We start from the raw sequence: 26,933 nt of genomic DNA on the forward strand, positions 1-26,933 counted from the left end.
CGGATATGCAGAGACCGTGGCGACAATCAGCCGGACGGATGTCTCCAATTTTCATCAGTCATGGATGCATCCATCGAAAGCGGAAATCTTTGTCGTGGGCGACACCAGCTTGAAAGAAATCAAGCCCATGCTTGAGCAGCGTTTCGGCAAGTGGACGCCCGCTGCTGCGCCTGCACCTGCGAAGAATTTCGGGGTTGCGTTGCCAGCGCCGGAAGCAAAAATCCGGCTGATTGACCGTCCAAATTCACCGCAATCCTTGGTCCTCGCTGGCCTTGTTCTGGATGCCAAGGGGTCGGACGATTTGCTGACCCTGCGCGCAGCGAATGAGATTTTCGGCGGTGACTTTTTGTCGCGTATCAACATGGACCTGCGGGAAACCAAGGGCTGGTCTTATGGCGTGCGCAGCCAAATCAACGGTGCCGAAGATCGCGTACCATTTTACATGTTCGCGCCAGTGCAGACCAACCAGACTGGACCATCGGTCAAAGTCTTGATCGACCAGTTGAAGGACTTTAACGGTGATAAGCCAGTCACGGCGGCTGAACTGGAAAAGACCATCAAGGGCAATGTCCTCAAACTGCCCGGCAATTACGAACAATCGTCGGCTGTGCTTGGACAAATGCAGGCAGATCGCCTGAACAAACGCCCTTTCAATTATGCTGAAACATTGGCGGGTAAATATAATGGGCTGACCGCTGCCGCATTGAATGACGCAATGCGGGTTAAGGTGGATCCATCCAAGGTCACATGGCTCATTGTGGGCGATGCGGCAAAGGTGAAGCCGCAGTTGGAAGCGCTGGGATTGCCAATTGAAATGGTGACCGAAGCTGCTAACACCAGTGCAAGCAACAGTGCTAAATAAGGAGCAAGGATATGGCAGCAGTTGATGGTGATTGGGACGTAACAATCAAAAGCCCAATGGGTGACCAAAAAGCAGTTTTGACCGTCAACAGCGACGGCGGCAGCTTTTCAGGCCAGATGTCCGGTGGGCTTGGTTCCATGGATATTGCCAATGGCACGGTTGATGGTGATACGTTGAGCTGGGGCATGGACATCACGGTGCCTATGCCGATGCATTTGGACGCCACAGCAACGGTGTCGGGTGATGCTATGACTGGCGAAGTGAAGGCAGGTGCCTTTGGTTCGATGGGCTTGACCGGCACACGCAAATAATAGCTACAGCGCGCTTTGTGCGCTGACACGCGAATGAAAGGCCGTCTATCCGAGAGGGTAGGCGGCCTTGTTCTATGCGCTGCCAATGCTTATGTTAAATACAAGCGCGTTTCCTCCGAATCGCGATGATCAAGATCGGAGCCACTGCATGAACCATCTTGTCCCTCCGTCGCAGTCGCGCATGTCCTTGGTGCGTTGGGCGCTGTTTGTGATTCCGACGATTATGTTTCTGGGCTTTCTCTCAGGCACTATGTCGGGATCGACGGCCGACAACCTATGGTATCAGACATTGCTTAAGCCCGATATTCAGCCGCCGGGCTGGGTGTTTGGCGTCGTCTGGCCCACTTTATATCTCATGCTGGGCTTGGCATTGGCGATGGTGCTGGACGCGCGTGGCGGGCGGGACCGGAATGTAGCCATCATCCTGTTTTTGTCCCAATTCGTGATTAACCTCACTTGGTCGCCGATATTTTTTGGTGCGCATCAGGTGACGGCTGCATTTTTCATTATCCTCGTCATGCTTGCTATTGCGATCACTACGACCTTCGCATTTGCGCGGGTGCGCAAGGCTGCGGCGTGGCTGATGGTGCCCTATTTGGTGTGGATCAGCTTCGCGGCCATCCTCAATTTTCAAATCGACCAGCTTAATCCCGACGCGGAAAGCCTTTACGTTCCGGCTGCGACTTCCCAAATAGGGTGATATCGGTCTATCCCCCGACCGCAATGGAGTGAATGACATGCAAAGCGAAAAGCGCATTTTTGACGATTTGGCCAAGGTTCTAAACGGCGTTGCCGGAACCGTGGCGGGCATGGGCCGTGAGGCCGAGGCGAGTGTGCGCGAACGCGCGCGCGAATGGGCTGGCGGCCTTGACCTTGTGTCACGTGAAGAATTTGACGCCGTCAAAACCCTTGCCGCCAACGCCCGCGCTGAAGCTGATGCGCTTGGTAAGCGGGTCGCCGCTTTAGAAGCCGCTTTGCTCGCAAAAGGTGGTGCCGCCCCTGCTAAGGCGAAGCCAGCGACCAAGTCGGCAAAGGGCCCCGCCTAAACTTTTCCACAGTCGGCCCACAGCCTTGTGTTGCACGTTGACGCAAGCCCCTTGCGTGCGAGTCCGTCAGGGGGCAGACTCAAGCCAACACGACAGGCGCAATCATCATGCACGACGCAGACGAACAATATGAGCAATTCGAGCGCGATGAATCCGCGCCCGTAGACATGCTTGCCGCTTTGTTTGAAGCGCGCGGCTGGTCATTTGAACTGGATGGTGAAGACGAAATCACCGCCGAATATAAGGGTAGTTGGGCCAGTTATCAGTTGCGCGCGATCTGGCGTGAAGAAGATAATGCGCTCCAACTGATCATATTGCCCGATATCACGGTGCCGACAGACAAGCGGGCAAATGTGTATACGGCGCTTGGCCTCATCAATGAACAATTGTGGCTTGGCCATTTTGATATGTGGTCAGCCAATGGCATATTGTTGTTCCGCCATGGCAGCCTGATGGCGTCCAACGGCTTGTTGGGTGTCGACCAGGCGCAGACCATCATCGACGTCGCGATTGACGAATGTGAGCGTTTCTATCCGGTGTTCCAGTTCATCATCTGGGGCGACAAAACGCCCGAAGAGGCCATTGCCAGCGCCATGATCGAAACGCATGGCGAAGCTTAAGCGCGCTTAACCTTCGCGCTTTGCCTTAATCAGATAATGCATATAGCCCATAGCGATGGGCTTATCCCGGTCTTCCTGCCATGCCCGCGCCTCAACATTGGCCATGGTGCGGCCCAGCCGGGTTACTTCGCCAACGGCAAAGGTCATTTGGCTTAGGCCACCGCGCATGAAATCGACGGTAACATTGACCTGTTTAATATTGGCATCGCTGCCTTTGGCCCTCAGCGCCTGATGCACAGCGGCGATAGCTGCAATCTCGAGCAGGCCTGAAATCGCCCCACCATGTAGGAAGCCGGGACGGCCTTGCACGCGGTTGGCAAAGGGCATGCCGATCACCGGCACGCCATCGATTTCGTCAACGACCGTCATATCCAGCGCCCGTGCATATGGGGGTAAAGTGGTATATAATGCGCTCATGCGGTTTGCCCGCCGGTCCTGATGAACGTGCCGCTGGCATGGGCCAATGGCTGGTCAGGATTGCCATTATGGGCATATCCGCGCACAAAACCGATGCTGTTGGTCAAATGATAGCAGATGCCACGGCCATATACGCGCTGTCCAGACGGTGACGGGCGAAGATAATCGATGCGCAGGTCCATCGTGGCTTGTGGCCGGAATTCATTCAGCTTCGTCCAAATCGACATGCTGGTGGCATTATCCATAAGGCTGATGATCACCGCAGAGGCCAATATGCCCGTTTCGGGGTCGGCGACCAGATCTTCGCGCCAATCAATCGCGAGTTCGACCCAGTCATCGCCATGGCCAATATATTCCATTTCGAGAAACCCGCTATGGCCGTGCTTGCCCATAAACTTGTTTACCAATGCTGGGTCAAAGCCGCCGCCTTTCGGGGCCAAGGTTGCAATGTCGGTTGTGCCGCTCGTCATTTAATTACTCTCTAATTGTGTACGAAATTCTGGGGCCACGCGCGCCTTTGAAAGCTGTTCATACGCAAAGCCTGCTTTAAGTATATCATGGTCATGCCATTTGGGGCCAATGAAGCTGAGGCCAATCGGCAATCCGCCAGATAGGCCCATAGGCACCGTCAAATGCGGAAAGCCGGCAACGGCGGGCAATTGGCTGGCGCTTGGTCCGGAAAAGGCATCGCCCTTGCCCAATGTTGACACCCATGCAGGGCCGTTTGTCTGGGCAATGATGACATCAACCTTGTTGCTGGCAAACATCTGGTTCAGCGCGTTCGTCGCCAGTCCGCGTGACGTTGCGAGCGCCTCCAGATAAGCGGGATCATCCAATCCCTTTTCTTTGTCTGCTGCTTCGAAAATGTCTTGGCCGAAATATTGCAATTCTGTGTTTGCATACGCCTTATTGAACGCGATGATATCCGCGAGCGTTTTGTGCGGCACCAGACCGTCCGGCAGGGCTTGCAAATAAGATGCGAGGTCGGCCTTAAGTTCTGCGAGCAATACCTTAAATTCGCCCTGTCCGATTTTTTGCCGGTCAATCTTGCTGGTGTCGAGCAGGACGACTTGCGCGCCGCCAGCTTTCAACGTGGCAATGGCAGCGTCAAACAAGGCCGTATTGGCATTGGGTGCGCGCATGACGCCAATGCGCATCCCTTTCAGGCCGTCAATGGAAAGACCGTTGCCGTAATCGCCGCGCCAACGGTCCGCATCTGCGGTGGCCGCGTCTTGCGGGTCGCTACCGGCCATAGCGGTCAGCATGATGGCGGCATCACGCACCGAACGCGTCATTGGCCCTGCGGTATCCTGACTGTGGCTGATTGGGATGACAAAACGACGCGAGACTAAGCCGACGGTCGGTTTGAACCCGACCACGCCATTGACGCCAGCGGGGCAGGTGATGGAGCCGTCGGTTTCGGTGCCAATCGTGCCAGCCGCCAAAGCTGCTGCGGCTGCCGCGCCGCTGCCGCTGGAGGAGCCGCAACTGTTGCGGTCAAGTGCATGCGGGTTCTTGGTCAAACCGCCAACCGCGCTCCAGCCGCTGGTGGAATTGCGCGACCGGATGTTGGCCCATTCGCTTAAGTTGGTCTTGCCCAATATCACGGCGCCTGCCGCGCGTAAGCGCGCAATGAACGGCGCATCGCGGTTGGTGATGTTACCCGCAAGCGCCAGTGATCCAGCCGTCGTCGGGAGCGGGCCTGCAACCTCGACATTGTCCTTCACCAAAATGGGGATGCCGTGCATGGGGCCACGATAACGGCCCGCGCGATATTCGGCGTCCATGCTGCGGGCTTGGTCGAGCGCGTCGGGGAATGTGGCAATGACCGCGTTTAGTTTTGGCCCACTGTCATCAATGGCCGCGATCCGCGCGAGGTAAGCGGCGGTTATCGCTTCGCTATTGAACGCGCCGTCACGGATGCCGTTTGCCAGTTGGGACAGGTCCAGATTTTCCAGCGGGCCCTTTTGAGCCAGATTAAGGCTGGCCTGCGCAGTTGATGGCGCGGTGGTTGGCGCTGCGGCGGCTGGCTGTGCCAAGGCGCAAGATACGGCCAATAGGAATTTCAATTTCATTTGCCGTCTCCCTTGGCCAATGCCGCCCCCCGGTCGCGTGCGGCGCGCAGGGTCTGCGTCATCAATCTGTCCAACGCGTTATCGGCGTCCAGCACCGCAAGGCCAGCGGCCGTCGTGCCGCCCGGGCTGGTGACGCGCGCGGCGAGTGTCTCCGGCGTTTCGGGCGACGTCGCGGCCAGCATGGCTGCGCCTTCGGTCATCTTTATGGCCAGTTGCGCGGCGACTGCGTGCGGCAGTCCTGTTGCCTCCCCGCCTTTGGTCAGCGCATCAATGACGCGGTAGATAAAGGCCGGGCCTGACCCCGCCAGCGCGGTTACGGCGTCCATCTGGGCTTCGTCATCGATCCAAATGACGGCCCCCAATGGCGCGAGCCAAGCAGCGATGTCCGTCTTGACCAATGCCGTTTCCTTTGGCGCAAACACACCAAGGGGAGATTTGCCGATAGCGGCGGCCAAATTGGGCATCAGCCGAACAATTCGCGCGGTAGGAAAGGCATCTGACAAGGTCTGCGTTGTGGTGCCAGCGAGTATCGAAATGACCAATGCGCCTGGGGCAAGCAAGGGCGCGATCTGCGGCGCGAGCGATGACAAAAGTTGCGGCTTGATACCCAAAAGGAGTATATCAAACTGCTGCTGAACGTCTTGCGCCGATCGCGATACCACAACACCCGCGGGCAGGTTTTCAGCGACAGGATCCACAATATGGAAAATGTCCGGCGCCATACCAGCGGCCAACCAACCGCGCAGCATCGCGCTGCCCATATTGCCGCAGCCGAAGAAACAGATTTTGGAAGGAAAATCAGACATGGCGACCTTGATAATGTTCAAGCCAACCTCATGCCCTATCCATGCGCTAACGGCAACCTTAGGAACAATGACACGCCTTCTGGCGCTGGCACGGGCGGCGCACCTGCATGGCGTACCGCATCTGCGCGCGCACGGTTTAGGATGGCGGCGGGCACATTGGCGTCATGGAAAACATGGTCTGCCTCACCCAATAACCGCGCAGTCCGCAAGGTCAGGTCATCGGGATTATCCGACAGCAAGATGATTTCAATGACGCGGTCGCTTTTGGGTTCTTCTGCCGCTTCCAACCAAATTTCAACGGCGTCGGGCGCGTGATTGCCGAACGGGTCCAGCAAGCCACCTGCGGCAAAGCCTTGGTCCAATGCGCGGCGGCGCTGCGGCCCCGCAGGCCAGCGTTCGCGGATTGCAACGCGCGCGCCAGATATCGCATTGGCCAGCGGGCCTAAGGTTTCGGGCAGCAGGGTTTCAATGCGCTGGCGAATGGCCTTGGCCATGCCTGCGGACGCGCCGCCAGTGCCGACCGCCACCAAAACGGGCGTCCGGTCCACAATTGCTGGCGTGGTGAAGTCGCATATATCAGGCCTATCCACGACATTGACGAGCAGGCCGCGCGCTTTCAATGCATCGGCGGCGGCGCAGGCTTCGTCTTCGTCCGCGATGGCGACAAAAGCAATTCGGGCGTCTGTATGACTAGCATCCACGCATAGGCCGCCCGCGCGCTCTATCAGGCGTCTTTTGGCATCGGCCATTTCACCTTCGCCGACCAAAATGACATTCCGGCCCTTCAAATTCACGAAAATCGGTAGCTGATCCAACGCGATTTCCTATTTCAGCCAGTCGGGCACATGTTCCGACGCCAATATCGTCTCAGGCGCAAGCCGTTCCGCCACGATCGCAAACTTGTCGCCATCAACGAGCACTTCGGGCACTAATCCACGGCTGTTATATGTGCTCGCCATTGTCGCCCCATAGGCGCCAGCGGTGCGGAAAATGGCAAGGTCATTGGCGACAACGGGGTCAATGTCGCGGCCCATGGCGAAGGTGTCGCCAGTTTCGCACACGGGGCCAACGATATTGGCCATCATCCTTTGCCCATTGGGCACAACCGCCTCAAAATCATGCCATGCATCATAAAGCGCAGGGCGGGCGAGGTCGTTCATCGCGGCATCAACAATGACAAACGGCGCATTGCCCGCACCGGGCTTTACGCGGATGACGCGCGTCAGCAACACGCCTGCATTGCCCGCGATCACGCGGCCGGGTTCGAACATTAATCGCACGCCCCAATCCTTGGTCACGCGCGCGACCATTGCGCCATATTCGGCAGGCTCCGGCGGATTGTCACCTTCCCGATAGCGCACGCCAAGGCCGCCGCCCAAGTCGACATGCGTGACCTCATGGCCTGCCGCCCGTAATTCCTGCAGCAGAACGCCCACCTTTTGAAAGGCTGTTTCCAGCGGCTCGAGGCTTGTTAACTGACTGCCAATGTGCAGCGCGACACCGCGCAAGTGCAGGTGCGGCAAAGTGCTCAGCCGTGCGTAAATGCCCGGCGCGCGGTGAATGCCGACGCCGAATTTATTGTCCGCTTTGCCCGTTGAAATTTTGCCATGCGTGCCTGCGTCGACATCAGGATTGATGCGCAACACGGCCTGCGCGGTCACGCCAAGTGCAGCGGCCAGCGCCGCCAGCTCCTGACCTTCTTCTTCCGATTCAATGTTGAACTGGCCAATGCCGATCTTCAGTGCGCGGGTCATTTCTTCGGCAGTTTTGCCAACGCCGGAAAAAACAATATCTTCCGCTGCCATGCCGGCGGCCAGCGCGCGGTCCATTTCGCCGCCCGAGACGACATCTGCGCCATAGCCCTGCCGCGCCAGCACTTTCAACACGGCAAGATTTGGGTTCGATTTTACCGCAAAGGCAAGATGCGGGTTATCAAGCCCTGACAAAGCCGCGCGAAACACCGCTGCATGGCGTTCAAAAGTTGCCCGCGAATAGACATAAACAGGGGTGCCGACTGCCTCTGCAATATCGGACAGCGACACGTTTTCGGCGTGCAAGACGCCATCGATAAGATCAAAATGGTTCATGATAGATACTTATTCTGGATTGGTTTTGGCAGGTGGCGTCGCGTCTTGGGCGGTCAATGGTTTGGGCGCTTCCCCCGGGGCGACATCAAAGGGGTCATCCTCACGCCGTTCCGAACGTTTCAGCAATTCATCGGCACGCCCGGGCCGCGCCTGCACCGACGGCTTCGTCAACCCGCGCGCTGATTGGTCAGCGGTCTGGCCATATGCTTTTGGTGGCAAGGCATTGCCCGAACGCGGTTCCAAGTCGCCGACCTTACCGCATGCGGTCGCGGTCAATGCGACGCCAATCACTAACAGGGCGCGTTGCAATTTCATGCCTCAAGTTCCTTTTTTGCCGCCGCTATCGCTTCACCTACACGCACGGGCGCAGTGCCGCCAGCACTGGTGCGACTGGCGACGGAACCATCAATCGACAGATCAGGCAAAATACAGCCCGCGAGCATCGGGTTGATCGCTGCTAAATCCGCAGAGCTGATATCCGACAGGCCAATGCCCCGCGCCTCGCAGTTTTTGACAATGCTGCCCGTCACATGGTGGGCCTCACGGAAGGGCATGGCAAATGCGCGCACTAGCCAATCGGCCAAATCGGTTGCGGTGGAAAATCCGGTGTCCGCGACTTCCCGCATACGGCCTGTGTTGAACGTCACATTGGCAACCATGCCCGTCATCGCCGCAATCGATAAAGCGAGCAGGTCATAGGCTTCAAACACCGGAGGTTTGTCGTCCTGCATATCCTTGGAATAGGCCAAGGGCAGACCCTTCATGGTGATCATCAGGCTGTTCATGCACCCAATGATCCGCCCGCTGTGTCCACGCACCAGCTCGGCCGCGTCGGGGTTGCGCTTTTGCGGCATGATCGAGCTGCCCGTTGACCATGCATCGGGCAAAGCGATGAAGCCAAAGGGTTGCGATGCCCAAAGAATCATTTCCTCGGCCAGACGCGACAGATGCAAGGCGGTTTGCGCCGCTGCCGTTAGAAACTCCAACGCGAAATCGCGGTCGGATACGGCATCCAGACTGTTGCCCATCGGACCGTCAAAGCCAAGCGCAGCGGCGGTGGCAGCGCGATCAATCGGGAAGGATGTGCCCGCCAAAGCGGCGGCCCCCAAAGGCGAAAGGTTCAGGCGGCGGCGGCAATCGGTAAAGCGGCTGCGGTCGCGTTTTGCCATTTCATAATAAGCCATCAAATGATGACCCAGCGTCACCGGCTGCGCCACTTGCAAATGCGTAAAGCCGGGCATGATGCTGCCCACATGTTCGTCGGCGCGGGCAACCAGCGCCAATTGGAACGCGCGCAGGCCACTATCGATTTCCTGCGTGGCGTTACGCACCCATAGACGAAAATCGGTCGCGACCTGATCATTGCGTGACCGGGCGGTGTGCAGGCGCGCGGCAGGTTCGCCTATAAGCTCCCGCAGCCGCGTTTCTGTCACCATGTGAATATCTTCAAGCGTGAGATCAACGGGCACGCCATTGGCTTGATATTCGGCATGGACCGTGTCGAGCCCCTTTTGGATCGCGACATTATCCGCATCGGAAATGATGCCGTTCGCGGCCAGCATATCGGCATGCGCTTTGCTGCCCGCGATATCCTCTTGCCAAAGACGCTTGTCGAATGGGATGGAGGCATTTATCTCGCGCATAATTGCGCCGGGGCCTTCGCCGAACCGGCCGCCCCACATGCTATTGGAATCCGACATGCGCTTTGTAATTGCCCTAATCCTTCTGGTGTTAACGGGGTGCGATAAAGAAACCCCAGCCGAGGGGCAAGCGCAACCCGCATTAGCGGCAAACTCTGGTGCCATGGGCAAGGCCGACATCGCATTGGAAACGGCCCATGGCGCGCGCGCGACGCTCAGTTACGCATTTGCAGGCCAAAAGGCACCGACCGCACATTTTGCGGACGCCGACGGGCAGGATGTGACATTAGCAGATTTTGAAGGCAAGCCGTTGCTGCTCAACATTTGGGCGACTTGGTGCGCGCCATGCAAGGCCGAAATGCCGACGCTGGACGCGCTGGCAAAGCTGGAAAAGGACCGGATGGCGGTGATTGCGGTATCGCAAGACCTTGAAGGGCGCGCGCCCGTCTTGGCCTTTTTCAAAGAGACTAAGGTCAAGAATCTGGTGCCTTATACCGACGCCGACAATGCAATATTGGCCGCGTTCAACAATGCCATCGCCCTGCCCACGACGATTTTATATGACAGCGCAGGCAAAGAGGTTTGGCGGATTGCGGGCGGCGTCGCATGGGATGACGCCGAAATCGCAAAGCTGCTGCGCGCCGCCGACTGATAGGATTTAGAAGATACCAAAGGGATATTTGGCGATCGCTGCCTTGGGGCAGCCCCCTGAGGCGCTGGCTTTGGCTTGCATGTATTGCCGAAAAAATGGTGGCCAAGAATACTCGAACTATATTTATAAATATATGTTTTATATTCATTATTTGGTTATATATAAAACATATGCCCCCATATATGCCCCCAAATGAAAGTGGCTTGAGGGAAAGCGTCGGCTGCAATGGCGTTATTCAATCTACTCGGCACTAAAGCCAGTCTTCGTCCGTAATCGGCTTCAATGCATTCACCGACACCACGGCTTCACTTGGCGCTTTGTATCCGAACATTGTGTTAAGTTCCCGAATGGCAGCAATACGTTCAGACGGCTTGATGGCTTCGGATAGCGCGATGCCCTTCAAAACCTCTTCAGACTGACGGCGGGACCAGCAGACTGCTTCAGCATCGGCTTTTCGCAATTCCGCAATTCTTAGGGTAATTTTAGGGTCTGACATAAGCTTCGAAGCACTTACCGCGATTGCACCAGCCGTAGAGCGTGGCTTTGTATTGTAAGCATCGCGATAGGCATCTGATTGGCTTCTACCTGCTATCAGTGCTTGGCAAAAAGCTTCCTGTTTGGCCGTTATCATACCGGCGGTTTATACGCCATTTTTGTTTAAGTTGCTATGGCTACAGAACCAGCTCCCAGCCCTTCGTGTCCATAACCATTACCAGATATTTGAAGTGCCGACTTTCAGATGTGGCTTTATTCCAAATGGGCTGTTTGCTGAAGTTCCGCCTTGCGCCCTCGTTGACCCAAAAGCAGACAGTCGCCTCCCGACCCAATTGCGGACATTGGTTAAAACTTTTTGGAGCCCAATAACGGAGTGTGAAGCACGATCGTCAGCTATGTCCGCTGAGGTAAGCCGCTAAGTCAAAAGTGGCTTAGCGCTCCTTTAAATCTATAAATTTGTATTATTGTAAACAAGCAACTTAACAAAAGAGGCAGCATGGCTTGTACGACTTTAGTTTCGCTCCGTCGAGAGTTTCGAGTTGTCACTAAAAACGCTGTAGCGAGCAAAATTTGCAGGGTGGGGAAGATGGCGAAAAACACCACGGTGCTTTCCGGGCGCTGTAGTCTGGAGCCGTTATAAAGCTCGTTATAGAGATCAGGGACGTGAGGTATGAGCGTCATTCCGCCGATAGCCATCATAATAGAAGCCGCAGTAGAAGTGATAATAGCGGCAGTCACGGCGTGCCATAAATTCATAGTCCATAATCTCCAAAATGAACCGAGCGATGAACAACGTTATGACGTGATGATCTCTCAATGCAACATTGCAGCAACTCGGATGCCTTTCCGCTTAGAAGGGTAGCAGAATGACCGATCACGGCCCAATTACGAACTTCCGGTTTCCACCCAATTGCAGTCGTTCAAAAGGTGGTGACGGTCGCCTGAAAGCTGCCGCTGCGGCAGTCAGCACATTCGTTTCGATATAGCAGAGCGTTGACCTAGTCATTGGTTTTCGAAATTCGTCACTCTGCGGAAGCATGGTACTCGCAATAACCCGAGACCGGAAAGCCTCTGGGAGGACCCAAATTCGTGCAGGGGGCGCCGTCGCCGCCCTATTCTCCCCAGTGGAACGGGACATGGGGCACTCCCTTAGGAGTGTGTCCCGTCCGACCCTTTTATATCCACCTCTGAGCCGTGACATATCCGGACAATGTCCCGCGTGCCCCGATTGTCCGCTACCCCACAATTGCCAGATTTAGATATTGCAAGTGGCGCGTGTTTATATATGGAACCGCCGCGATGGCATGACAATGCGCTTAAAGCGTTTTACTAACTCCGGCGGCTTGTTGAAGGCATCTTGCGAATTGACGTATGCCAAGTTGGGAAGAGAACTGGCCCTTTAGTGGCCTTGTTTGCAAGGGTGTGCGGTTTGACCTGATGTTTAGTGACATACCGCAACGCTTACCGATTACGCGGCCCTGTGCCTGCGCCTTCTCCAGTTGAAGCACTGCGCTTGCATCTGGGCCCGTGCCTTTCATGATATAGCCGACAACCGTCGCAAGGTTTGCCAGATATAGACCAGGATTTTGTTCATAGGCTTTGGCATTGCGTCCCACGCGGGTCGTTTTGATTGTGCCTTTCCTGTATGCTCTGGTGGATAGACGTTCTATCCAGCGTTGCACCCGTTGCCCTTGCCAGATGTAACCGGCCGGTAAGTGCAGCAAGATGTGCACATGGCCTCCAATAACTGCGCCATGCTCCCGCGACCAAATATAGGCAATTTCGCCATCTGTCGTTTTTCGCACATGGTCGCGCAATAGCGTTATCAGTCTACCGATGGCCTTTACTGCGTCAGTATCCGCTATGCCTTGCTGCTCCAGCCGGACGGTCAGGTGTCGGGTTAGGGGTTTGCCTATTACCAGTGCATATTGTACCGCGGCCATCAGGTTGTGGGCTTGTCGGAGTGTCAGATAGTCGGTCGTCGCCGTCGTTCGATTGCCAGCCCCGCCATGCCTCAATAATGGCTGCTTATCGTTAAGTAGGCGCACACGAATAACTATAGCTTAAGTAGCAAGGGGCATGCCAAAGTGAGAAGACGGCCGGAATGGGTGCGTTTGGTCTCTTGCCATCGTTAGCTAGCGGTTGATGATAAAATTGCGTCATTTTTTAGTTATCCCAATAGATTAGCTGTCATACTCCCGCGAAAGCGTTCCCATGTTCAAGCGCACAAGGGGGAACAACAGGCTGTCAGGTAAAAAGGGGGTGACGTTGAAGCCACCCCTCAATTTATGCGGATGCGCCTAACGGCTTGTAAGCGTCGCTGGGTCGATTGTTGCGAGATATGCCCCAAGTGCCTTGTGCAGTTCGGGCAGGGCGTGGAGCGGTATCGTAACGCCTTGCCTTGTCGGCTTCAAAGCCTTGCCATCGGGATACCATTTGCGGAAATTGGCAAAGGTCTGCCCTTTGTGCTGATTAATTTGCACAAGCACCGTATCGCCCCGCTGGGGGAAGGATAGCAGGGTTTGAGAAATCATCCTGCACCCCCTTCACTGTAGCGTTGACACGCTTCGTTTACGGGCATGACGTATACGACGGGGGTACAACCATCATCCGTCGTCGCATTATCCGGAAACAGCGTTCCCTCGCAACCGTTTGGAGCCTTACCGGCCACGATAGAAACCGCTTCCAACTGAGCCAGTGAACGCCAATCACCAGGAAGCCGTGACAAGTCCCGTGCTACCAGCCATGTAGGGGCATTGCTTTGCAACGGCCGAAACATCCAAAGCGGACAATTCACTATCGGACAGGCTCCGGTTTGTTGCCTCCAGTTACCGGCTGCTTCGGTGTCATATGTGCAGTCTTTGCATTTGCGGGCTATTGCTTGCCTTGGAGAAACAGAGCGGGCCCTCATGCTGCACCTGTTATAATCTGGTAGGGTGCCGGAACAGCCAAAGCATTTTTCTTGCCCTTGTTGGGGGTTTTAGAGTAGTTGTTATGCGTTACGTCGCTGCCAAGCTTTGTGACGCTCTTGAGGCTGGACTGCGGTGCAACGCGTCCAGCTTCATTTGTTTCGCAGTCTGGCAGTTTCATGCTGCACCCCCTGACAGCTTCGTAAGCCATGCTTCAGCATCAGCAACGCGTATGCGGGTAGATGCACCAATTTTGATGGTCCGTAGTAGCCCAGCCGCTTTTTGCCTGTAAAAAGCCGTATGTGATATTTGATAGCGCTCCTTAAATTGAGCTACGGTCAATAATTCCTGTGACATAAAAATCCTTTATAAGAAGTGACCGGTCCAAAAACGAACCGGCATTGCAGAAAACGCTTAATCGTTCGCTGCAATTACATATTATGTCTGAATAAGGATATCTTCGCCAGTAGCGACAATGACTTGTCCCCAGCTTATCGACGAAAAAATGTTTACTTTAAAAGGATTTATAAAAATGTAAAAAGGGTTTTAATATTTTAATAATTAAAATCTACGCTTTCGTTCTCTCTGCATTAAAGGGCAGGACTACCGCGCCGGTTTTGAGCCTATCAAGATAATCGCTATACCATTGCATCATCAGCACTCGTTCATCCCAATATGTGCCACGGTTATAGATACCCCTAATGGCGTCTGCGTCCTTATGGGCGAGTGCCTTTTCGATAGCGTCCTTATTGAATTTGCCGGTCTCGTTTAGGAATGTTGACGCCGTTGTGCGAAAGCCATGCGGCGTCACTTCGTCCGGTCCAAAGCCCATGCGCCGATAGGCTTGTGTGAGAGTGTTTTCGCTTATCGGTCCCTTTTTGCCTTGGCCTCGGAACATATACTCCAGCCCCCCGCTATGGCGCTCCAGTTCGCGCAACAGGGTAACGGCTTGGGTAGATAATGGCACGGCATGGGGTTTCCGCATTTTCGTGCGCCCGGCTGGGATAAGCCATACGCACTTGTCGAAGTCTATTTCCTGCCAATGGCCCAGCCGCAATTCGCCCGGTCTAAGCATAACATGGGGAAGCAACTGCACTGCAATCTGCACTATGGCTTGTCCGGTATAGGTGTCGGCTGCACGCAAAAACTCGCCCATGCGCTCGGGGTTCAAAATCGCTTCCCTATGCCTGACCTTTGGAGCCGACAGGTTGCCGGACAAAAGGCGCGCTGGGTCGTCGCTGCACTTGCCGATGCCTACCCCATAGCGGAATACACGGCTCGCAAAGGCGCGGGTGCATTTGGCAGTCTGCCGGTGCCCTTTAGCCTCTAACTTCCGCAATGCCGCCATCAGTTCAATCGACTTGATGTCGCCAAGGGGTGTGTTGCCGAGCGTTGGCGTCAGGTGCGACATATAGAAATATTGCTTCTTAATCGTCGCTTTAGCCTTGCCTTCATTCTGATATTTGACGCGAATGTAATCGGTCGCCACTTCGGCAAAGGTATGCCCCGCGTTGACCTTGCGTTCCAGACGTTCCAGCCGCCTTTCGCGCACTGGGTCGATACCTTCTTGCACTTGCTTGCGATATGCATCCCGCTTGCTTCTTGCATCTGTCAAAGTCGTTTCAGGATACGCGCCCAGCGCCAAGCGTTTTTCTTTGCCACCTATCCGGTATTTGAAATACCACAGCTTTGACCCCCTTGGGGTGATTTCTAGATAAAGCCCTTTTTCGTCTGCCTTACGGTAAGGCTTATCTAGCGGCTGCAACGCGGCAATCTGCAAAACTGTTAGTGGCATTAATCCCCCGAAGTTCGATTTAGCGATATGCCCCCAAATATGCCCCCAAGTGAGACGGGCTAGGGAAGAACAAAAGGGAATGCCTGACGCTGGATAGGCACAATAATTGTCAGAAACACGTTGGTTTTGCAAGATGTTTGGGAATAACGAAAAACAACCGAAAACGGCTGTCTGGTGCGGCCAAGAAGACTCGAACTTCCACGGGCTTTCGCCCACAACGACCTCAACGTTGCGCGTCTACCAATTCCGCCATGGCCGCACGCGCCTAGACAGGTAGGAGGCGGCCCCTAGCAAAGCGTGTCGGCAGGCGCAACAGGCATTATCGTTTCGCCGATGCCAAAGGGGCCGAGTCACGCCCGCTTAATTCTATAGCGAGCCGACATGGCGCGGACGAACGGATGTCAAAATTCCGACGCGCCCTAATCACGCCGCAGCAGGAACACCGCATGTTCCGCGAGGAGATTGGCGAGGCGTTCCTTGCGCGGTTTGTCACCTGACAAAAACCATTGGCCCTCAATGCGAATATCGCGCTCGGCAAGAAAGCTGCGAAAATCGTCAATGGTCACATGGTGGATGTTGGGCGTGTCATACCATCGGTGGGGAAGCTGCTCTGTTACGGGCATACGTCCGCCAAACATATGGGCCAAACGAATGCGCCATTGCGCGAAATTGGGGAAGGAGACAAAGGCCTGCCGCCCGATCCGCACCAGATGGTCCAACACCAGATCAGGCCTTTTGGTGGTCTGCAACGTCTGGCTTAAAATCGCATAGTCAAAGCTGCCATCGGGATAATCGGCCAAGTCCGTATCTGCATCGCCCTGAACCACGGATAGCCCGCGTGCAACCGCCGTGGCAACGTCGCGTGCATCAAGCTCCATCCCGCGTGCATCAGCATCTTTGGTGTCGCGCAAAGCCGCCAGCAACAGGCCATCGCCGCAGCCAACATCCAGGATACGGGTATGGGCGCGCACTTCGCGGGCGATAATCGCAAGGTCGGGGCGCAGCGCTGTCACCGGTTTTCCCCTGCGCGCAAAAAGCCATCGACGATGCGGTTCATTTCGGGTGCCTCCAACAAGAAAGCGTCATGACCAAAGGGGCTTGATAGTTCCACAAAGCTCGCCGCCGCGCCTGCTGCGTTCAGGGCATGCACAATGCGCCGCGATTCCGCCGTTGGATACAACCAGTCGCTGTCAAAGCTGATCAAGCAGAAACGCGTTTTGGTGCCGGAAAACACCTTGGCAAGTGCGCCGTCATGCGGTTCGGCCAAGTCAAAATAGTCCATCGCGCGGGTGATGTAGAGATAGCTGTTGGCATCAAAGCGGTCGACAAAGCTAAGGCCTTGGTGGCGCAAATAGCTCTCAACCTGAAAATCGGCGTCAAAGCCAAAGCTTTTGGCATCGCGATTTTGCAAACGACGACCGAATTTCTCGGTAAGGCCGGCTTCTGACAAATAAGTGATATGTGCCGCCATGCGGGCAACGGCAAGGCCAGCGGCGGGTGCCTCCTGCCCATAATAAGCGCCATTATTCCAGCGTGGGTCCGCCATAATTGCCTGACGCCCAACCTCGTGAAACGCAATGTTCTGCGCGGAATGTCGCGCGGTCGATGCAATGATAACGGCCGAACGCACGCGGTCGGGATATAAAGCGGCCCAGCTTAATGCCTGCATCCCGCCCATGGATCCGCCGACCACCGCCTCCAATGTTTCAATGCCCAGATAGTTCAGCAAAAGCGCCTGCGCACGGACCATGTCGGCGATGGTGATGACTGGAAAAGCCATGGCATAAGGCGCGCCCGTTAACGGATCAATGCTGGCAGGGCCAGATGATCCCATGCAGCTGCCCAGAACATTTATGCTGATGATGCAATGGCGCGCAGGGTCGATTGGCTTGCCGGGGCCAACCATCCGCGTCCACCAGCCTGCCTTGCCGGTAACGGGGTGGTTCGACGCCACATATTGGTCGCCGGTGAGCGCGTGGCAAATCAGGATGGCGTTAGATTTGTCGGCGTTCAATGCACCATAAGTTTCATAAGCGCATTCGACAGGCGCAAACTCTGCGCCGCTGTCGAGCTGCACTGGCCCAAGCAATTGTGCCTTTTTATCCAATCCGAAACGCGTATCGTGATGCATGATGACCGCCATATCAGCGGTTTCGTGCGAAACAACCCAAACTCGTAAAAGAACTATCGGCGGTTTGGCGACATGTTGCGCTCCGCCGATGCCACCGCTATGGCCACGGGCATGAACACACCCATCGCCAAACCATGGATTGAAGCTATCAGCGCCTACACACCCGGCAAAGCAAAGTCGGACGATGGCCGCGTGCTGATTAAATTATCGGCGAACGAAAACCCTTTGGGATGTAGTGCCGACGCTGCGGCGGCGCTGGTGGACAAAAGCGATTCTTTGGCCCGATATCCTGACCCTGCCTGCACCGCTTTGCGTGAAGCCCTTGGCGCGGCATATGAGGTCAATAGCGAGCAGATCGTCTGCGGCACAGGTTCGGATGAACTGCTAAACCTCATCGCCATGGGCTATGCGGGTGCAGGCGATGATATCATTTATGTCCGTTACGGTTTCTCGGTCTATGACATTGCGGCCCGCAAAGCGGCGGCCAATGTGATTGTCGCGCCGGACAAGGATTATGGCACCGATGTCGATGCCCTGCTGGCGCTGGTGACCGACAAGACGCGCGTGGTTTTTGTGGCGAACCCAAATAATCCGACGGGCACCTATTGCGACGACAGCGAAATTGCGCGGCTGCATGCTGGCTTGCCCGGAAATTGTGTGCTTGTGCTGGACCAAGCTTATGGCGAATATCTTGAGGATGACGGTCCTGCCGCATTGGAACTGGCGCGCCGCCATGACAATGTTTTGATCACGCGGACTTTCTCTAAAATTTACGGCCTCGCGGCAGAACGCATTGGCTGGTGCTATGGTCATGCGGGCCTGATCGCGACGCTCAACCGCGTGCGTGCGCCGTTCAACGTGACGGCTGCAGGACAGGCGGCGGCCATTGCGGCGCTTGCGGATACAGATTTTGTGACGCGTAGCCGTCAGCATAATGCCGTATGGCGCGACTGGATGGCGGCGGAGTTTGCGTCATTGTCCAACCACGGATTGAAGGTCATTCCATCTTGGGGCAATTTCCTGATGGTCTTATTTGAAGGCACATGCAGCGCAGAGACCGCTTATCATGCGTTGATGGCCAAAGGCTATATCGTCCGCTGGTTGCCGGGTCAGGGGCTTGGCAATGGTTTGCGGATCACCATCGGCACCGAAGACGAAACGCGGGGCATTATGTCTGCCTTGCGCCAGATTTTGGACGCGAATGCCTAATGTTGCCTTTTGCCCGCCTGACGATCATTGGCCTGGGTCTCATCGGCTCATCGGTCGCGCGCGCGGTTCGGGCGCAGATGCCCTTAGTGCGCATCACTGGACATGACGCCGACCCGGCTGTGCGCGAACGCGCGGTTGCGCTTGGTATTTGCGATGATGTGACGGACACCGCTGGCGCGGCAGTGATCGATGCGGATCTTGTCATCCTGTGCGTGCCCGTGGGCGCAATGGGTGCGGTGGCGGCGGAATTCGCGGCGGACCTGTCTGCCGATGCAATTGTCAGCGATGTGGGGTCGTGCAAACAAAGCGTGGCAGAGGCGCTTTCTGCGGTGCTTCCTGATGCGATCATTATTCCGGCCCATCCGGTGGCGGGCACCGAAAAAAGCGGACCCGACGCTGGTTTTGCGACCTTGTTCAAGGGCCGCTGGTGCATATTGACGCCACCTGAAAACGCACCCGAGGCCGCTATTGAGCGCCTGCGCATTTTTTGGCAGCAGCTTGGCGCCGATGTCGAGATTATGGATGCGCGCCATCATGACATGGTTCTTGCCGTCACCAGCCATTTGCCGCACTTAATTGCTTACACCATCGTCGGCACCGCCGATGATTTGGAAGGCGTGACACAAAGCGAAGTGATCAAATATTCCGCCGGTGGTTTCCGTGATTTCACCCGTATCGCCGCATCCGACCCAGTGATGTGGCGTGATGTGTTTTTGTCCAACAAGGACGCGGTGCTTGAAATGCTGCAGCGTTTTTCCGAAGACTTAAGCGCGCTGCAACGCGCGATCCGGTACGACAAAGGCGACGAGCTAGAGGCATTATTTGCGCGTACCCGCAATATCCGACGGTCGATTGTGGAACAGGGGCAGGATGATGACGCGCCCGATTTCGGACGCAAGCATTAAGCCAGAGCCCAAGCCGTCAAGCGTTCAGCGCATTGATGGCGGCATGTACTCGCGCCTCAATTTCCGCACGTGGCAAGCCTGTGGGAAGCTCTTCCCCGACCTTATAAGTAATCGTCCCTGATTTCCAGATACCCGCTCTGCGCGGGCTTAAAGTGCCGCTGTCCACCGCAATCGGTACGACGGGGAGGTTGATGAGCTTATACAGACCCGCAAAGCCCGACTGCAATGGCGGCCGATGGCCCGGGGCGACACGGGTTCCTTCGGGGAAGATCACAATTGGTCGTCCGTCGGCGATCATTTTTTTGGCCAAAAACAGCATGGCCCGTAGCGCCGCCGCGCCACCATTGCGGTCAACAGGGATCATGCCATAGGCCCGCGCGGCGGGACCCCATAAGGGGATATCAAACAGCTCTTTTTTCGTGACTACTGCGGGTTTGCGAAACATGCGGGGCATGTCGATGGTTTCAAACATGCTTTCATGTTTGATGGCGTACAGCACGGGTTTTTGGGGTAATTCGCCCTCAATCTTGATGTGAATGCCCAATATCCGGCGGTAGCAGAAATATTGCCAGCGCGACCAACCGCGCACGGCCCATTGCATCAGCGGGATGGAGAACCATTGCGCCAAAAATGCGGTCACGACGAAAAACACCGACCCTGTGTAAAATATCACGACGTAGACAGCAGACCGGATGACTGCGATCATGGCTTACAGGCCAAGAAGCGACGCGACCGCGCGCAACCAATATTTATTATATTCCTTGAATAAACCGCCAAAGGACGGATGGGTCGACACCGCGTCATTGGTGACGGTGATGCCGTTGGGCAAGGCCCGGTCAAGTTCGAAGCGCGCGCGGCGCATGTGCCAATCATGGGTAACAAGTCGAATACTGCGCATATTGTTCCGCTTTACCCATGCTGCTGTTTCCAACGCATTGGAACGCGTGTCCACCGATTGGAAACCCAATGCGATACAGCATTGAAAATATTGGGCAGATTTTGGATATTGCGCCTCAAGCTCGGGCGGTTTCACATCACGGTCCACACCGGAAATCAGCAATTTTTTGGACTTGCCCGATTCCAATATTTCCAGACCGCGATCAATTCTGTTGGCGCCACCTGTTAGCACGACCACACCATCGGTGGGCGATATGGCCGCCGGTTGCGGCAACAACAACGCAAACCAAGCAAAGCCCAGCATCCAGACCAACAATATGCAAGCGATGAAGCGACTGATCATAACATCTTCTTTAACGCAGAAATCACCGTGACGCATGCCCTAAGCATAGCAAGCGGCACCACGGCAAGCGGAATGCGAAAGCGGATGGCCCAGTTTGTTGAATTCCAATAGGCTCTGCATCGCTGCGACAAATGGCACAAAGGGCATGACGGGGTAAAGGCTATTCCGCATCGCGCTGCCGCCCGAAAAACTATCGTCCACAGCATTTTACAATACTAGGGTTGCAAGTGACAAGATGCTGCTGTCTATGTTTTGACATGCTGCTTGTTTGCCCTTCCTGCCGCACACGTTATGCTGTTCCTGACAATGCCGTTGGTGTTGATGGCCGCCAAGTGCGGTGCGCCAATTGCAAGCATGCATGGTTTCAAGAGGGGGTAGTTCCCCTGATAGCACCAGAACCCGTTATTGCCGAACAGGGCATCGCCGAACGGGCAGAGCCGAGCGAGCCTGCGCCCGTTATTGTGCAGCCACAGGCTGCGGTACCCGAGCCGCCTTCTGCAGATGCGTCGGCACTTGGAGCCAATCCCTTGGTTTCGCCTGACCCTGCGCCCCGATTCAGGGTTGCAGAAACGGATGCGGATGACGCGCAGCCCGCCGCCCCAATATTTGCACCGGAACGCGCGGTCGCGCCTGATCCGACGCCTGTATATGTCGATCCGTCCTTAGCGACGCGCAAATGGGCAGGCACAGAAGCAAAACAAAGCCGATTTGCGCATGAACCACCGTTCAACCAACGCCGTAGCCCTGCGAAAATGTGGACTTTTGCGGCCATCATCTTTGCACTGACGGTCACCATCATTGGCACCGCTATCTCTTATTTCGGCATGCCAAATATCGGCCTTTCCAGCACGACAGAAGAACCTGACCTGACAATCGTGCTCAATGAAAATCTGGCGCTGAATCAACGCGAAGACGGCACGCCTTATTTTATCGCCAGCGGTAGCATTGTGAACCCGACCGGGGTGCAGCAAAATGTGCCCGACATGCTGGTAACATTAAAAGATGCGAGCGGCAGACCGGTCTACAGTTGGAAAATGAAAGCAAAGGCAAGCACGCTTGCCCCGGGCGCAAAGCTCGATTTTAGCGAAGCGCGGCTGGACGTTCCATTGGCGGCCAAGCAGATCAGCGTTGGCTGGGTGCTTTCGGGCGATTAACCACCGCTTTATTAGAGGGTTCAATATCATATATCCGCGCGGCCTTGCGCTGGCATCGCAACATAGGCCGTCGGGATATTCTGCATAAAGGCCACTTGAACTGACCGCCGCTCTTGGCTATGCGCAGCCAAGGCCCAAGCGCCACAAGCCGCCTTAGCTCAGTTGGTAGAGCATCGCATTCGTAATGTGTTGGCGAACACCCCATTTTTCTAGAGAATGCAGTACTTACAGTGATTTAGACACGCTTGCTGTTGTATAGTTTTTACTATACAACAATTTCATGAGCAAAGGCATTGTAAAAAATAGTCAAAGTCGTGCTGACCCGACAATGCGTGACCGTACGCAGCCCATTCCAAGTTCGCTGCAGAAGGTGACGGGGTTCGGTACGCTCACAATTTACAAAATGGCAGCGTCTCCATTCTGGTATGCGCGGTATTATGAGGACGGAAAAATCGTTCGTCGTAGTTTGAAGGTTGCTGACAAAAAGGAAGCGATCAAAGCTGCAAAGAAGGTCTTTGTTGATCTCAAGCATCGCAAGATGAACAATCTTCCCTTTACCAAAACGAGTGGCTTTGAAGTTTGCGCTCGTGGTCTTGCCAAAGAGAATGATGCACGGTTCAAGCGTGGTGAATTATCAAAGCAGAAAGTTAATTATGACGCAGGGCGTCTGGAAGCTGACTTGCTACCGCATTTTGGCAAGTATGAAATTGCGGACATAGATTACAGCGTCATCAGCGATTACATCAACAAGCTCAGTACTCCAGATCGTCCGCTTACGATCAACACCCTCAAGATACATCTGTCGCATATCAAGACGATATTAAAGTACGCTCAGCGAGTTGGAGTGATAACTGGGCTTCCAGCGTTCCCGCGTCTCAAAACGACTGACACAGCCCGTCCTTGGTTCAACAGCAAAGAGTATAGTACGCTTCATTCCGTCTGTAGGTCACGCATTGGCACGAAAATACGGGTGGATACAAAGGCTGGAAAGTTCCTGCGCAATGTCGAGATTACGCAAGATGTGTATGATCTCATCATCTTTATGACGAATTCGTTCATTCGTCCAACGGATATAAAGGTGCTTCAGCATAAACATGTTGCGATTATTCGCGGCAAAGACACTTATCTGCGACTGACGCACCCACCGACAAAAGGTCATGGAAGCCCAGTCGTGACGCTCAAAAGGGCTGTAGATGTCTATGACGGATTATTAGAGCGTCAGAAGGCAGAAGGGCTTGGGAAGCCAGATGACTATCTGTTTTGTCCGCAGCAGTTGAACCGCGATTATGCATTGCGAGATATCACGCGGCAATTTGATCAAGTGCTGAAGGTTGCTGGGTTGAAAACGGGCTCAAATGGCGATGCAAGGACGCTCTACAGCTTGAGGCACACATGTATCATGTTCCGCATGATACATGGAGAAGGCATTGATCTGCTTACTATTGCTCGTAGCGCACGTACTTCTGTTGAAATGATTGATAGGTTCTATGCCAAGCATCTCACGGCTGAAATGAACATCGCTCAGTTGCAGAGTGGCGCTATCGACTGACGGCGAAGTCGTAAAAAAAGGCTGGGAAATTGGGCTTATTCCCGCTAATGGACACGCCATTGCCGCCTTAGCTCAGTTGGTAGAGCATCGCATTCGTAATGCGGGGGTCGTAGGTTCGAATCCTATAGGCGGCACCATTATTTCTTTTATTTTCAATATATTAAGCCGACAGAGAAAATCTGATCGATGGCGTTTGTGTTGTATAGTTACGCCGCTTTCAATAGCGAACCATGCTTTGTCATAGTGATAAATACACTTATCAAGGAGTGTAATGCATGGACGCACGAGAACAGATTAAACGAGCAATTTTTTTACTGCCGAAACTGGCAGCTGAGATTGAGAGCAAAGAGATCAAGGCTGACATTGATCTACTGATGGGCGTGACGCTCCAACTGACCGCAGAACTTGCCAACAGAAACGATGCGCTTGCAAAGCAAAGTAGTTCACGAAAGTCCAAACCACCTAAGCCAACTCCACAGAGTACTGCTCAAACGCAAAAGCCCAAGCCAAGCAGCACTGATACTCAAAATAGTCAGAATGACACTGAGGACCGTTCTAAGGCTGTTTCTTCAATTCAGCAGGGAATTCGTCAAGCAGAGCCATCACCAACTGATCAGCAAAAAGCGTTGCGCGGGTATGTCTACGGGGCACAGAATGATGAGGTCGCATTTCGCAAAGCGGCAAAGGCAATTGCACGATGAACGACAAGCTAATCCACAGCCAAAAGCGGCTGCACGACAGTCTGTTTGAACTGTACATTCAAGGTGGGTTAGAACTGTTTCAGGCTGGCACTCGTGGGCTGAAGCGTGACTTAATCATACGGCTTGAGACTAGCGCACTGACGCCAGAGAAGGGTGAAATAATTCACTACTACGCAGGCAATCGTTGGGACGAGAACGATGAGTTTAATGAGTGGGCAAGACCATCTGTGGATTTGTCTGCGGAAGCTGAGCGCATCTTGGGCGTGACTAATGCTCAGCTTGACGGATGTCGTCCAACCGACACCGTCAGTTTTGATTTTTTCAATTTTTTAAATGCTAAATTTATCCATTAAATTCTCTGATATATCATATATTCGTTTTCTTTTATCACATTCCGATATTCGCATATTTAATGCCCCAATATCTAAAAGTCTTTTTAAGTCTTGGTTATGTCCAGAAATTGATCTTCCTGTTTTTTTCATTAAATCTAATGATGGAAGTGGTCCATTTTCTAGTATTTCTTTTATAATAATGACCTCATTGTGTAAACATCTTATTTTAGTTGAATTCTGAAAATTAAATATTTTTGTTATTTCATCAATCATACATTATCCTAATATTATTTAAGCAATTTATCCTAGAATTGTAAAAATGAAATTTTATTTCAATATTGATGAATACTATTGTATAAAACTATCAAATATGAAAATTTACAATTTTGCTTAAGTGGTACACCGCGTCTTTCGTGAAGTTTCGCTGAGGTGCAAAGTTGTGGTGTGGGCAATACGCAGACTATTTTTTTGTACTTTAGGGAAGCATCATCGGTCCAAAGGTTACGCCAGAGCGACTACAAATGGAGTGACCTCCCGTTGCAAGTATTGCGGCAAATCTATGACGAAGCACTTTAGTAAGGGCTGGATCATTGACCCCCAGCCGCTTGACTAGCATTTGCGACCTAGACCCAAACAAACTTAACAGCCTCACGCTCGTGAGGCTGTTTTTTGTTTATGCAGCAGAAGAAATGACCAAAATCCTGTAATTGAAATTATGCAGTATTTGCTCAAATCACATTAACCGCGTTCGCAAGCTGCTCATCGCTCACCCAGCAATATCCAGCAGTAGTAGCGATATTAGAATGTCCCATCGCTTGCTGAATTGTTGCCATGCCAATGCCAGCTGCGTTCAATCTAGTAGCAAATGTCCTGCGACCTGAATGACTGCTCGTTTTGATGCCAGCTACTGCGTAGATAGCTTTGAAGCGCAGGCTGAGACTGATGTTGCTGAAATGCCCCATAGTACGACTGCTACGAATGAACGCTTTGCTATCGTCAAGCTGGCTGATCTGAGCGAGATATTGATTTAGGATTTTGCGAAGCTCGTCAGAGATAAAGACACGCCTAGATTTGTTGCCCTTCGTTTGATGCTTGCTGAGATTGATGACCTCTTCAGCCCTCCCATCAATTCCGCGAACGTCAGAAATCTTCAAAGCGGCAATTTCTCCAATGCGCATACCAGCTAGTATACTAAGCGACAGTGCAACACGGTCACGGAGACCGTTGTTTCCCGTGTCAGCGATACGCATCACCCGTTTGATTTCGTCTTTAGTAAGGACTTTTGCTTTTGCCATTTTACCTATCTCTCATAAACTTTCCGTCTGAGAGAAATATAAGTTAATCAGACATTTGATCCTACCAGAAATCTCCAAACTGATTTTGTTGGTTTCCAACGACCTTAGCGATTTTTATTAACTTCCGATGATTTCTTAATAAGCGGGAATGTGGGCGTAGCTCTTCATTCATCGGCATAATCATGCGTTCCAGCTTCGCTGTTCCACATTCGCTTTCTGCTATGTTCGCATCGCTTTGCTCTGCTCACATTATGCAGAAGCGAAATTCTTACGGTTAGAATTCTTTGAAATTGTTTTCGGTAATCATGCTTGGGGTAAGGGCATTTACTAGGGAGCCAAACCACTGCCCCGTAGGGCAGTAATAAATGCTTACATTTACTGAGGTATGCTTTCACGATATGGACGCAACTCGTGATACAATCACGAGAGAGGCAGGTTTTGCGATCTCCTATTACGCGCCGTCTTACGCAGATCATGCCAGCTCATATCGCGGCTGATGGCATTGATCTTGTGGGTTCCAGTGTCCTTCCCACTCACTTTGAGCCTATGGGGGTCTAATTGATTTTCCAAGACTTCCAACCATTCCGACATTGCAAACGCTACAGACACAAAGGGTCGTCGTTTCAGGCATCCAGCGCAAAGCGATGGGTAGTGCAATGAAGCCGTGTAGTGAGTTCCACGAATTGCTTACCGTCACAATGC

Annotated in this window: 32 protein-coding genes and 2 tRNA genes; 13 read left to right on the top strand and 21 right to left on the bottom strand. The window is 53.9% G+C overall.

Translation table 11 applies throughout. The annotated features are described in order from the left end of the window. The 5 genes from ACILP3_RS08950 to ACILP3_RS08970 form a co-directional block, all read left to right on the top strand. On the top strand, nt 1-862 hold an 862-nt coding region (locus ACILP3_RS08950), incomplete at its 5' end, for a M16 family metallopeptidase (RefSeq protein WP_395616296.1). A gap of 11 nt (nt 863-873) precedes the next feature. Beyond that, nucleotides 874-1,173, top strand: a complete 300-nt coding sequence (locus tag ACILP3_RS08955; protein WP_395616297.1) for a hypothetical protein — start codon at nt 874-876, stop codon at nt 1,171-1,173. Nucleotides 1,174-1,321: 148 nt separating this feature from the next. Continuing rightward, entirely contained in the window at nt 1,322-1,873 is a 552-nt protein-coding gene (locus tag ACILP3_RS08960) for a TspO/MBR family protein (protein ID WP_395616298.1), read from the top strand. A 37-nt stretch (nt 1,874-1,910) separates the two neighbouring features. Beyond that, on the top strand, nt 1,911-2,219 hold the full coding sequence (locus ACILP3_RS08965) for an accessory factor UbiK family protein (RefSeq protein ID WP_395616299.1): 309 nt from the start codon (nt 1,911-1,913) through the stop codon (nt 2,217-2,219). 107 nt (nt 2,220-2,326) lie between these two features. Continuing rightward, nucleotides 2,327-2,839 carry a YbjN domain-containing protein gene (locus tag ACILP3_RS08970; protein ID WP_395616300.1) on the top strand — a complete coding sequence of 171 codons (513 nt, stop codon included), beginning with the start codon at nt 2,327-2,329 and terminating at the stop codon, nt 2,837-2,839. 6 nt (nt 2,840-2,845) lie between these two features. Here the strand turns inward: ACILP3_RS08970 and ACILP3_RS08975 are convergent, their stop codons facing one another. The 8 genes from ACILP3_RS08975 to argH are packed head-to-tail and all read right to left on the bottom strand — an operon-like array spanning nt 2,846 to nt 9,924. After that, nucleotides 2,846-3,256 (bottom strand): PaaI family thioesterase, encoded by a 411-nt coding sequence (locus tag ACILP3_RS08975; RefSeq protein ID WP_395616301.1) that lies wholly within the window; start codon nt 3,254-3,256, stop codon nt 2,846-2,848. Beyond that, complete coding sequence (locus tag ACILP3_RS08980; RefSeq protein WP_395616302.1) at nt 3,253-3,726, bottom strand: PaaI family thioesterase; 474 nt, start codon at nt 3,724-3,726, stop codon at nt 3,253-3,255. The genes ACILP3_RS08975 and ACILP3_RS08980 overlap by 4 nt, the downstream gene beginning before the upstream one ends. After that, nucleotides 3,727-5,331, bottom strand: a complete 1,605-nt coding sequence (locus ACILP3_RS08985) for an amidase (protein WP_395616303.1) — start codon at nt 5,329-5,331, stop codon at nt 3,727-3,729. Continuing rightward, a complete protein-coding gene (gene proC, locus ACILP3_RS08990; protein WP_395616304.1) occupies nt 5,328-6,137 on the bottom strand; it encodes a pyrroline-5-carboxylate reductase in 810 nt (269 codons plus the stop codon). The genes ACILP3_RS08985 and proC overlap by 4 nt, the downstream gene beginning before the upstream one ends. Before the next feature lie 35 nt (nt 6,138-6,172). Continuing rightward, entirely contained in the window at nt 6,173-6,952 is a 780-nt protein-coding gene (locus ACILP3_RS08995; protein WP_395616305.1) for an NAD(P)-dependent oxidoreductase, read from the bottom strand. A gap of 9 nt (nt 6,953-6,961) precedes the next feature. Further along, the gene (lysA, locus tag ACILP3_RS09000; protein WP_395616306.1) at nt 6,962-8,224 is read right to left on the bottom strand and encodes a diaminopimelate decarboxylase; all 1,263 of its coding nucleotides are present in this window, start codon (nt 8,222-8,224) and stop codon (nt 6,962-6,964) included. Nucleotides 8,225-8,233: 9 nt separating this feature from the next. Next, on the bottom strand, nt 8,234-8,539 hold the full coding sequence (locus tag ACILP3_RS09005) for a hypothetical protein (protein ID WP_395616307.1): 306 nt from the start codon (nt 8,537-8,539) through the stop codon (nt 8,234-8,236). Next, on the bottom strand, nt 8,536-9,924 hold the full coding sequence (gene argH / locus ACILP3_RS09010; protein ID WP_395616308.1) for an argininosuccinate lyase: 1,389 nt from the start codon (nt 9,922-9,924) through the stop codon (nt 8,536-8,538). Before argH ends, ACILP3_RS09005 begins: the two co-directional genes overlap by 4 nt. Between argH and ACILP3_RS09015 the strand changes: the two genes are divergently transcribed. After that, nucleotides 9,923-10,516, top strand: coding sequence for a TlpA family protein disulfide reductase (locus tag ACILP3_RS09015; RefSeq protein ID WP_395616309.1), 594 nt, complete (start codon nt 9,923-9,925; stop codon nt 10,514-10,516). The two genes, argH and ACILP3_RS09015, sit on opposite strands and share 2 nt — an antisense overlap. A gap of 250 nt (nt 10,517-10,766) precedes the next feature. On the opposite strand, the gene ACILP3_RS09020 is transcribed toward ACILP3_RS09015, so the two are convergent. The 9 genes from ACILP3_RS09020 to ACILP3_RS09060 all read right to left on the bottom strand — a co-directional run bounded on the left by ACILP3_RS09020 (nt 10,767) and on the right by ACILP3_RS09060 (nt 17,846). Continuing rightward, nucleotides 10,767-11,147, bottom strand: coding sequence for a hypothetical protein (locus ACILP3_RS09020; RefSeq protein WP_395616310.1), 381 nt, complete (start codon nt 11,145-11,147; stop codon nt 10,767-10,769). A 284-nt stretch (nt 11,148-11,431) separates the two neighbouring features. After that, nucleotides 11,432-11,767, bottom strand: coding sequence for a hypothetical protein (locus tag ACILP3_RS09025; protein ID WP_395616311.1), 336 nt, complete (start codon nt 11,765-11,767; stop codon nt 11,432-11,434). A gap of 560 nt (nt 11,768-12,327) precedes the next feature. Next, nucleotides 12,328-12,954 carry a hypothetical protein gene (locus ACILP3_RS09030; protein ID WP_395616312.1) on the bottom strand — a complete coding sequence of 209 codons (627 nt, stop codon included), beginning with the start codon at nt 12,952-12,954 and terminating at the stop codon, nt 12,328-12,330. A 357-nt stretch (nt 12,955-13,311) separates the two neighbouring features. Then, nucleotides 13,312-13,545 carry a transcriptional coactivator p15/PC4 family protein gene (locus ACILP3_RS09035; RefSeq protein ID WP_395616313.1) on the bottom strand — a complete coding sequence of 78 codons (234 nt, stop codon included), beginning with the start codon at nt 13,543-13,545 and terminating at the stop codon, nt 13,312-13,314. A 373-nt stretch (nt 13,546-13,918) separates the two neighbouring features. Next, nucleotides 13,919-14,101, bottom strand: a complete 183-nt coding sequence (locus ACILP3_RS09040) for a hypothetical protein (RefSeq protein WP_395616314.1) — start codon at nt 14,099-14,101, stop codon at nt 13,919-13,921. A 387-nt stretch (nt 14,102-14,488) separates the two neighbouring features. After that, nucleotides 14,489-15,715, bottom strand: a complete 1,227-nt coding sequence (locus ACILP3_RS09045; RefSeq protein ID WP_395616315.1) for a tyrosine-type recombinase/integrase — start codon at nt 15,713-15,715, stop codon at nt 14,489-14,491. A gap of 172 nt (nt 15,716-15,887) precedes the next feature. Next, nucleotides 15,888-15,974 (bottom strand) — tRNA-Leu (locus ACILP3_RS09050). A 160-nt stretch (nt 15,975-16,134) separates the two neighbouring features. Then, nucleotides 16,135-16,728 (bottom strand): methionine biosynthesis protein MetW, encoded by a 594-nt coding sequence (gene metW / locus ACILP3_RS09055; RefSeq protein ID WP_395616316.1) that lies wholly within the window; start codon nt 16,726-16,728, stop codon nt 16,135-16,137. After that, complete coding sequence (locus ACILP3_RS09060) at nt 16,725-17,846, bottom strand: homoserine O-acetyltransferase (protein ID WP_395616317.1); 1,122 nt, start codon at nt 17,844-17,846, stop codon at nt 16,725-16,727. The genes metW and ACILP3_RS09060 overlap by 4 nt, the downstream gene beginning before the upstream one ends. 72 nt (nt 17,847-17,918) lie before the next feature. Between ACILP3_RS09060 and hisC the strand changes: the two genes are divergently transcribed. Next, nucleotides 17,919-19,055, top strand: coding sequence for a histidinol-phosphate transaminase (gene hisC / locus ACILP3_RS09065; RefSeq protein WP_395616318.1), 1,137 nt, complete (start codon nt 17,919-17,921; stop codon nt 19,053-19,055). Then, nucleotides 19,055-19,960 carry a prephenate/arogenate dehydrogenase family protein gene (locus ACILP3_RS09070; RefSeq protein WP_395616319.1) on the top strand — a complete coding sequence of 302 codons (906 nt, stop codon included), beginning with the start codon at nt 19,055-19,057 and terminating at the stop codon, nt 19,958-19,960. The genes hisC and ACILP3_RS09070 overlap by 1 nt, the downstream gene beginning before the upstream one ends. 16 nt (nt 19,961-19,976) lie before the next feature. On the opposite strand, the gene ACILP3_RS09075 is transcribed toward ACILP3_RS09070, so the two are convergent. Both ACILP3_RS09075 and ACILP3_RS09080 read right to left on the bottom strand, forming a co-directional pair. Further along, nucleotides 19,977-20,666: a lysophospholipid acyltransferase family protein gene (locus tag ACILP3_RS09075; RefSeq protein ID WP_395616320.1), complete on the bottom strand. Its 690-nt coding sequence runs from the start codon at nt 20,664-20,666 to the stop codon at nt 19,977-19,979. A 3-nt stretch (nt 20,667-20,669) separates the two neighbouring features. Next, nucleotides 20,670-21,200 carry a YdcF family protein gene (locus ACILP3_RS09080; protein ID WP_395616327.1) on the bottom strand — a complete coding sequence of 177 codons (531 nt, stop codon included), beginning with the start codon at nt 21,198-21,200 and terminating at the stop codon, nt 20,670-20,672. A gap of 257 nt (nt 21,201-21,457) precedes the next feature. Here ACILP3_RS09080 and ACILP3_RS09085 point away from each other — a divergent pair, with 257 nt between their 5' ends. The 5 genes from ACILP3_RS09085 to ACILP3_RS09105 all read left to right on the top strand — a co-directional run bounded on the left by ACILP3_RS09085 (nt 21,458) and on the right by ACILP3_RS09105 (nt 24,957). After that, complete coding sequence (locus ACILP3_RS09085; protein ID WP_395616321.1) at nt 21,458-22,354, top strand: MJ0042-type zinc finger domain-containing protein; 897 nt, start codon at nt 21,458-21,460, stop codon at nt 22,352-22,354. 280 nt (nt 22,355-22,634) lie between these two features. After that, a complete protein-coding gene (locus ACILP3_RS09090) occupies nt 22,635-23,903 on the top strand; it encodes a tyrosine-type recombinase/integrase (RefSeq protein ID WP_395616322.1) in 1,269 nt (422 codons plus the stop codon). Nucleotides 23,904-23,964: 61 nt separating this feature from the next. Continuing rightward, nucleotides 23,965-24,040: transfer RNA gene (locus ACILP3_RS09095), tRNA-Thr, on the top strand. Nucleotides 24,041-24,178: 138 nt separating this feature from the next. Then, on the top strand, nt 24,179-24,604 hold the full coding sequence (locus ACILP3_RS09100) for a hypothetical protein (protein WP_395616323.1): 426 nt from the start codon (nt 24,179-24,181) through the stop codon (nt 24,602-24,604). After that, entirely contained in the window at nt 24,601-24,957 is a 357-nt protein-coding gene (locus ACILP3_RS09105) for a hypothetical protein (RefSeq protein WP_395616324.1), read from the top strand. Before ACILP3_RS09100 ends, ACILP3_RS09105 begins: the two co-directional genes overlap by 4 nt. On the opposite strand, the gene ACILP3_RS09110 is transcribed toward ACILP3_RS09105, so the two are convergent. Both ACILP3_RS09110 and ACILP3_RS09115 read right to left on the bottom strand, forming a co-directional pair. Further along, nucleotides 24,934-25,209: a hypothetical protein gene (locus ACILP3_RS09110; protein ID WP_395616325.1), complete on the bottom strand. Its 276-nt coding sequence runs from the start codon at nt 25,207-25,209 to the stop codon at nt 24,934-24,936. The genes ACILP3_RS09105 and ACILP3_RS09110 overlap by 24 nt on opposite strands. A gap of 455 nt (nt 25,210-25,664) precedes the next feature. Beyond that, nucleotides 25,665-26,231: a tyrosine-type recombinase/integrase gene (locus tag ACILP3_RS09115; RefSeq protein WP_395616326.1), complete on the bottom strand. Its 567-nt coding sequence runs from the start codon at nt 26,229-26,231 to the stop codon at nt 25,665-25,667. Between the last annotated feature and the right edge of the window lie 702 nt (nt 26,232-26,933).

Source organism: Sphingorhabdus sp. (assembly GCF_044239665.1).
Lineage (GTDB): Bacteria > Pseudomonadota > Alphaproteobacteria > Sphingomonadales > Sphingomonadaceae > Sphingorhabdus_B.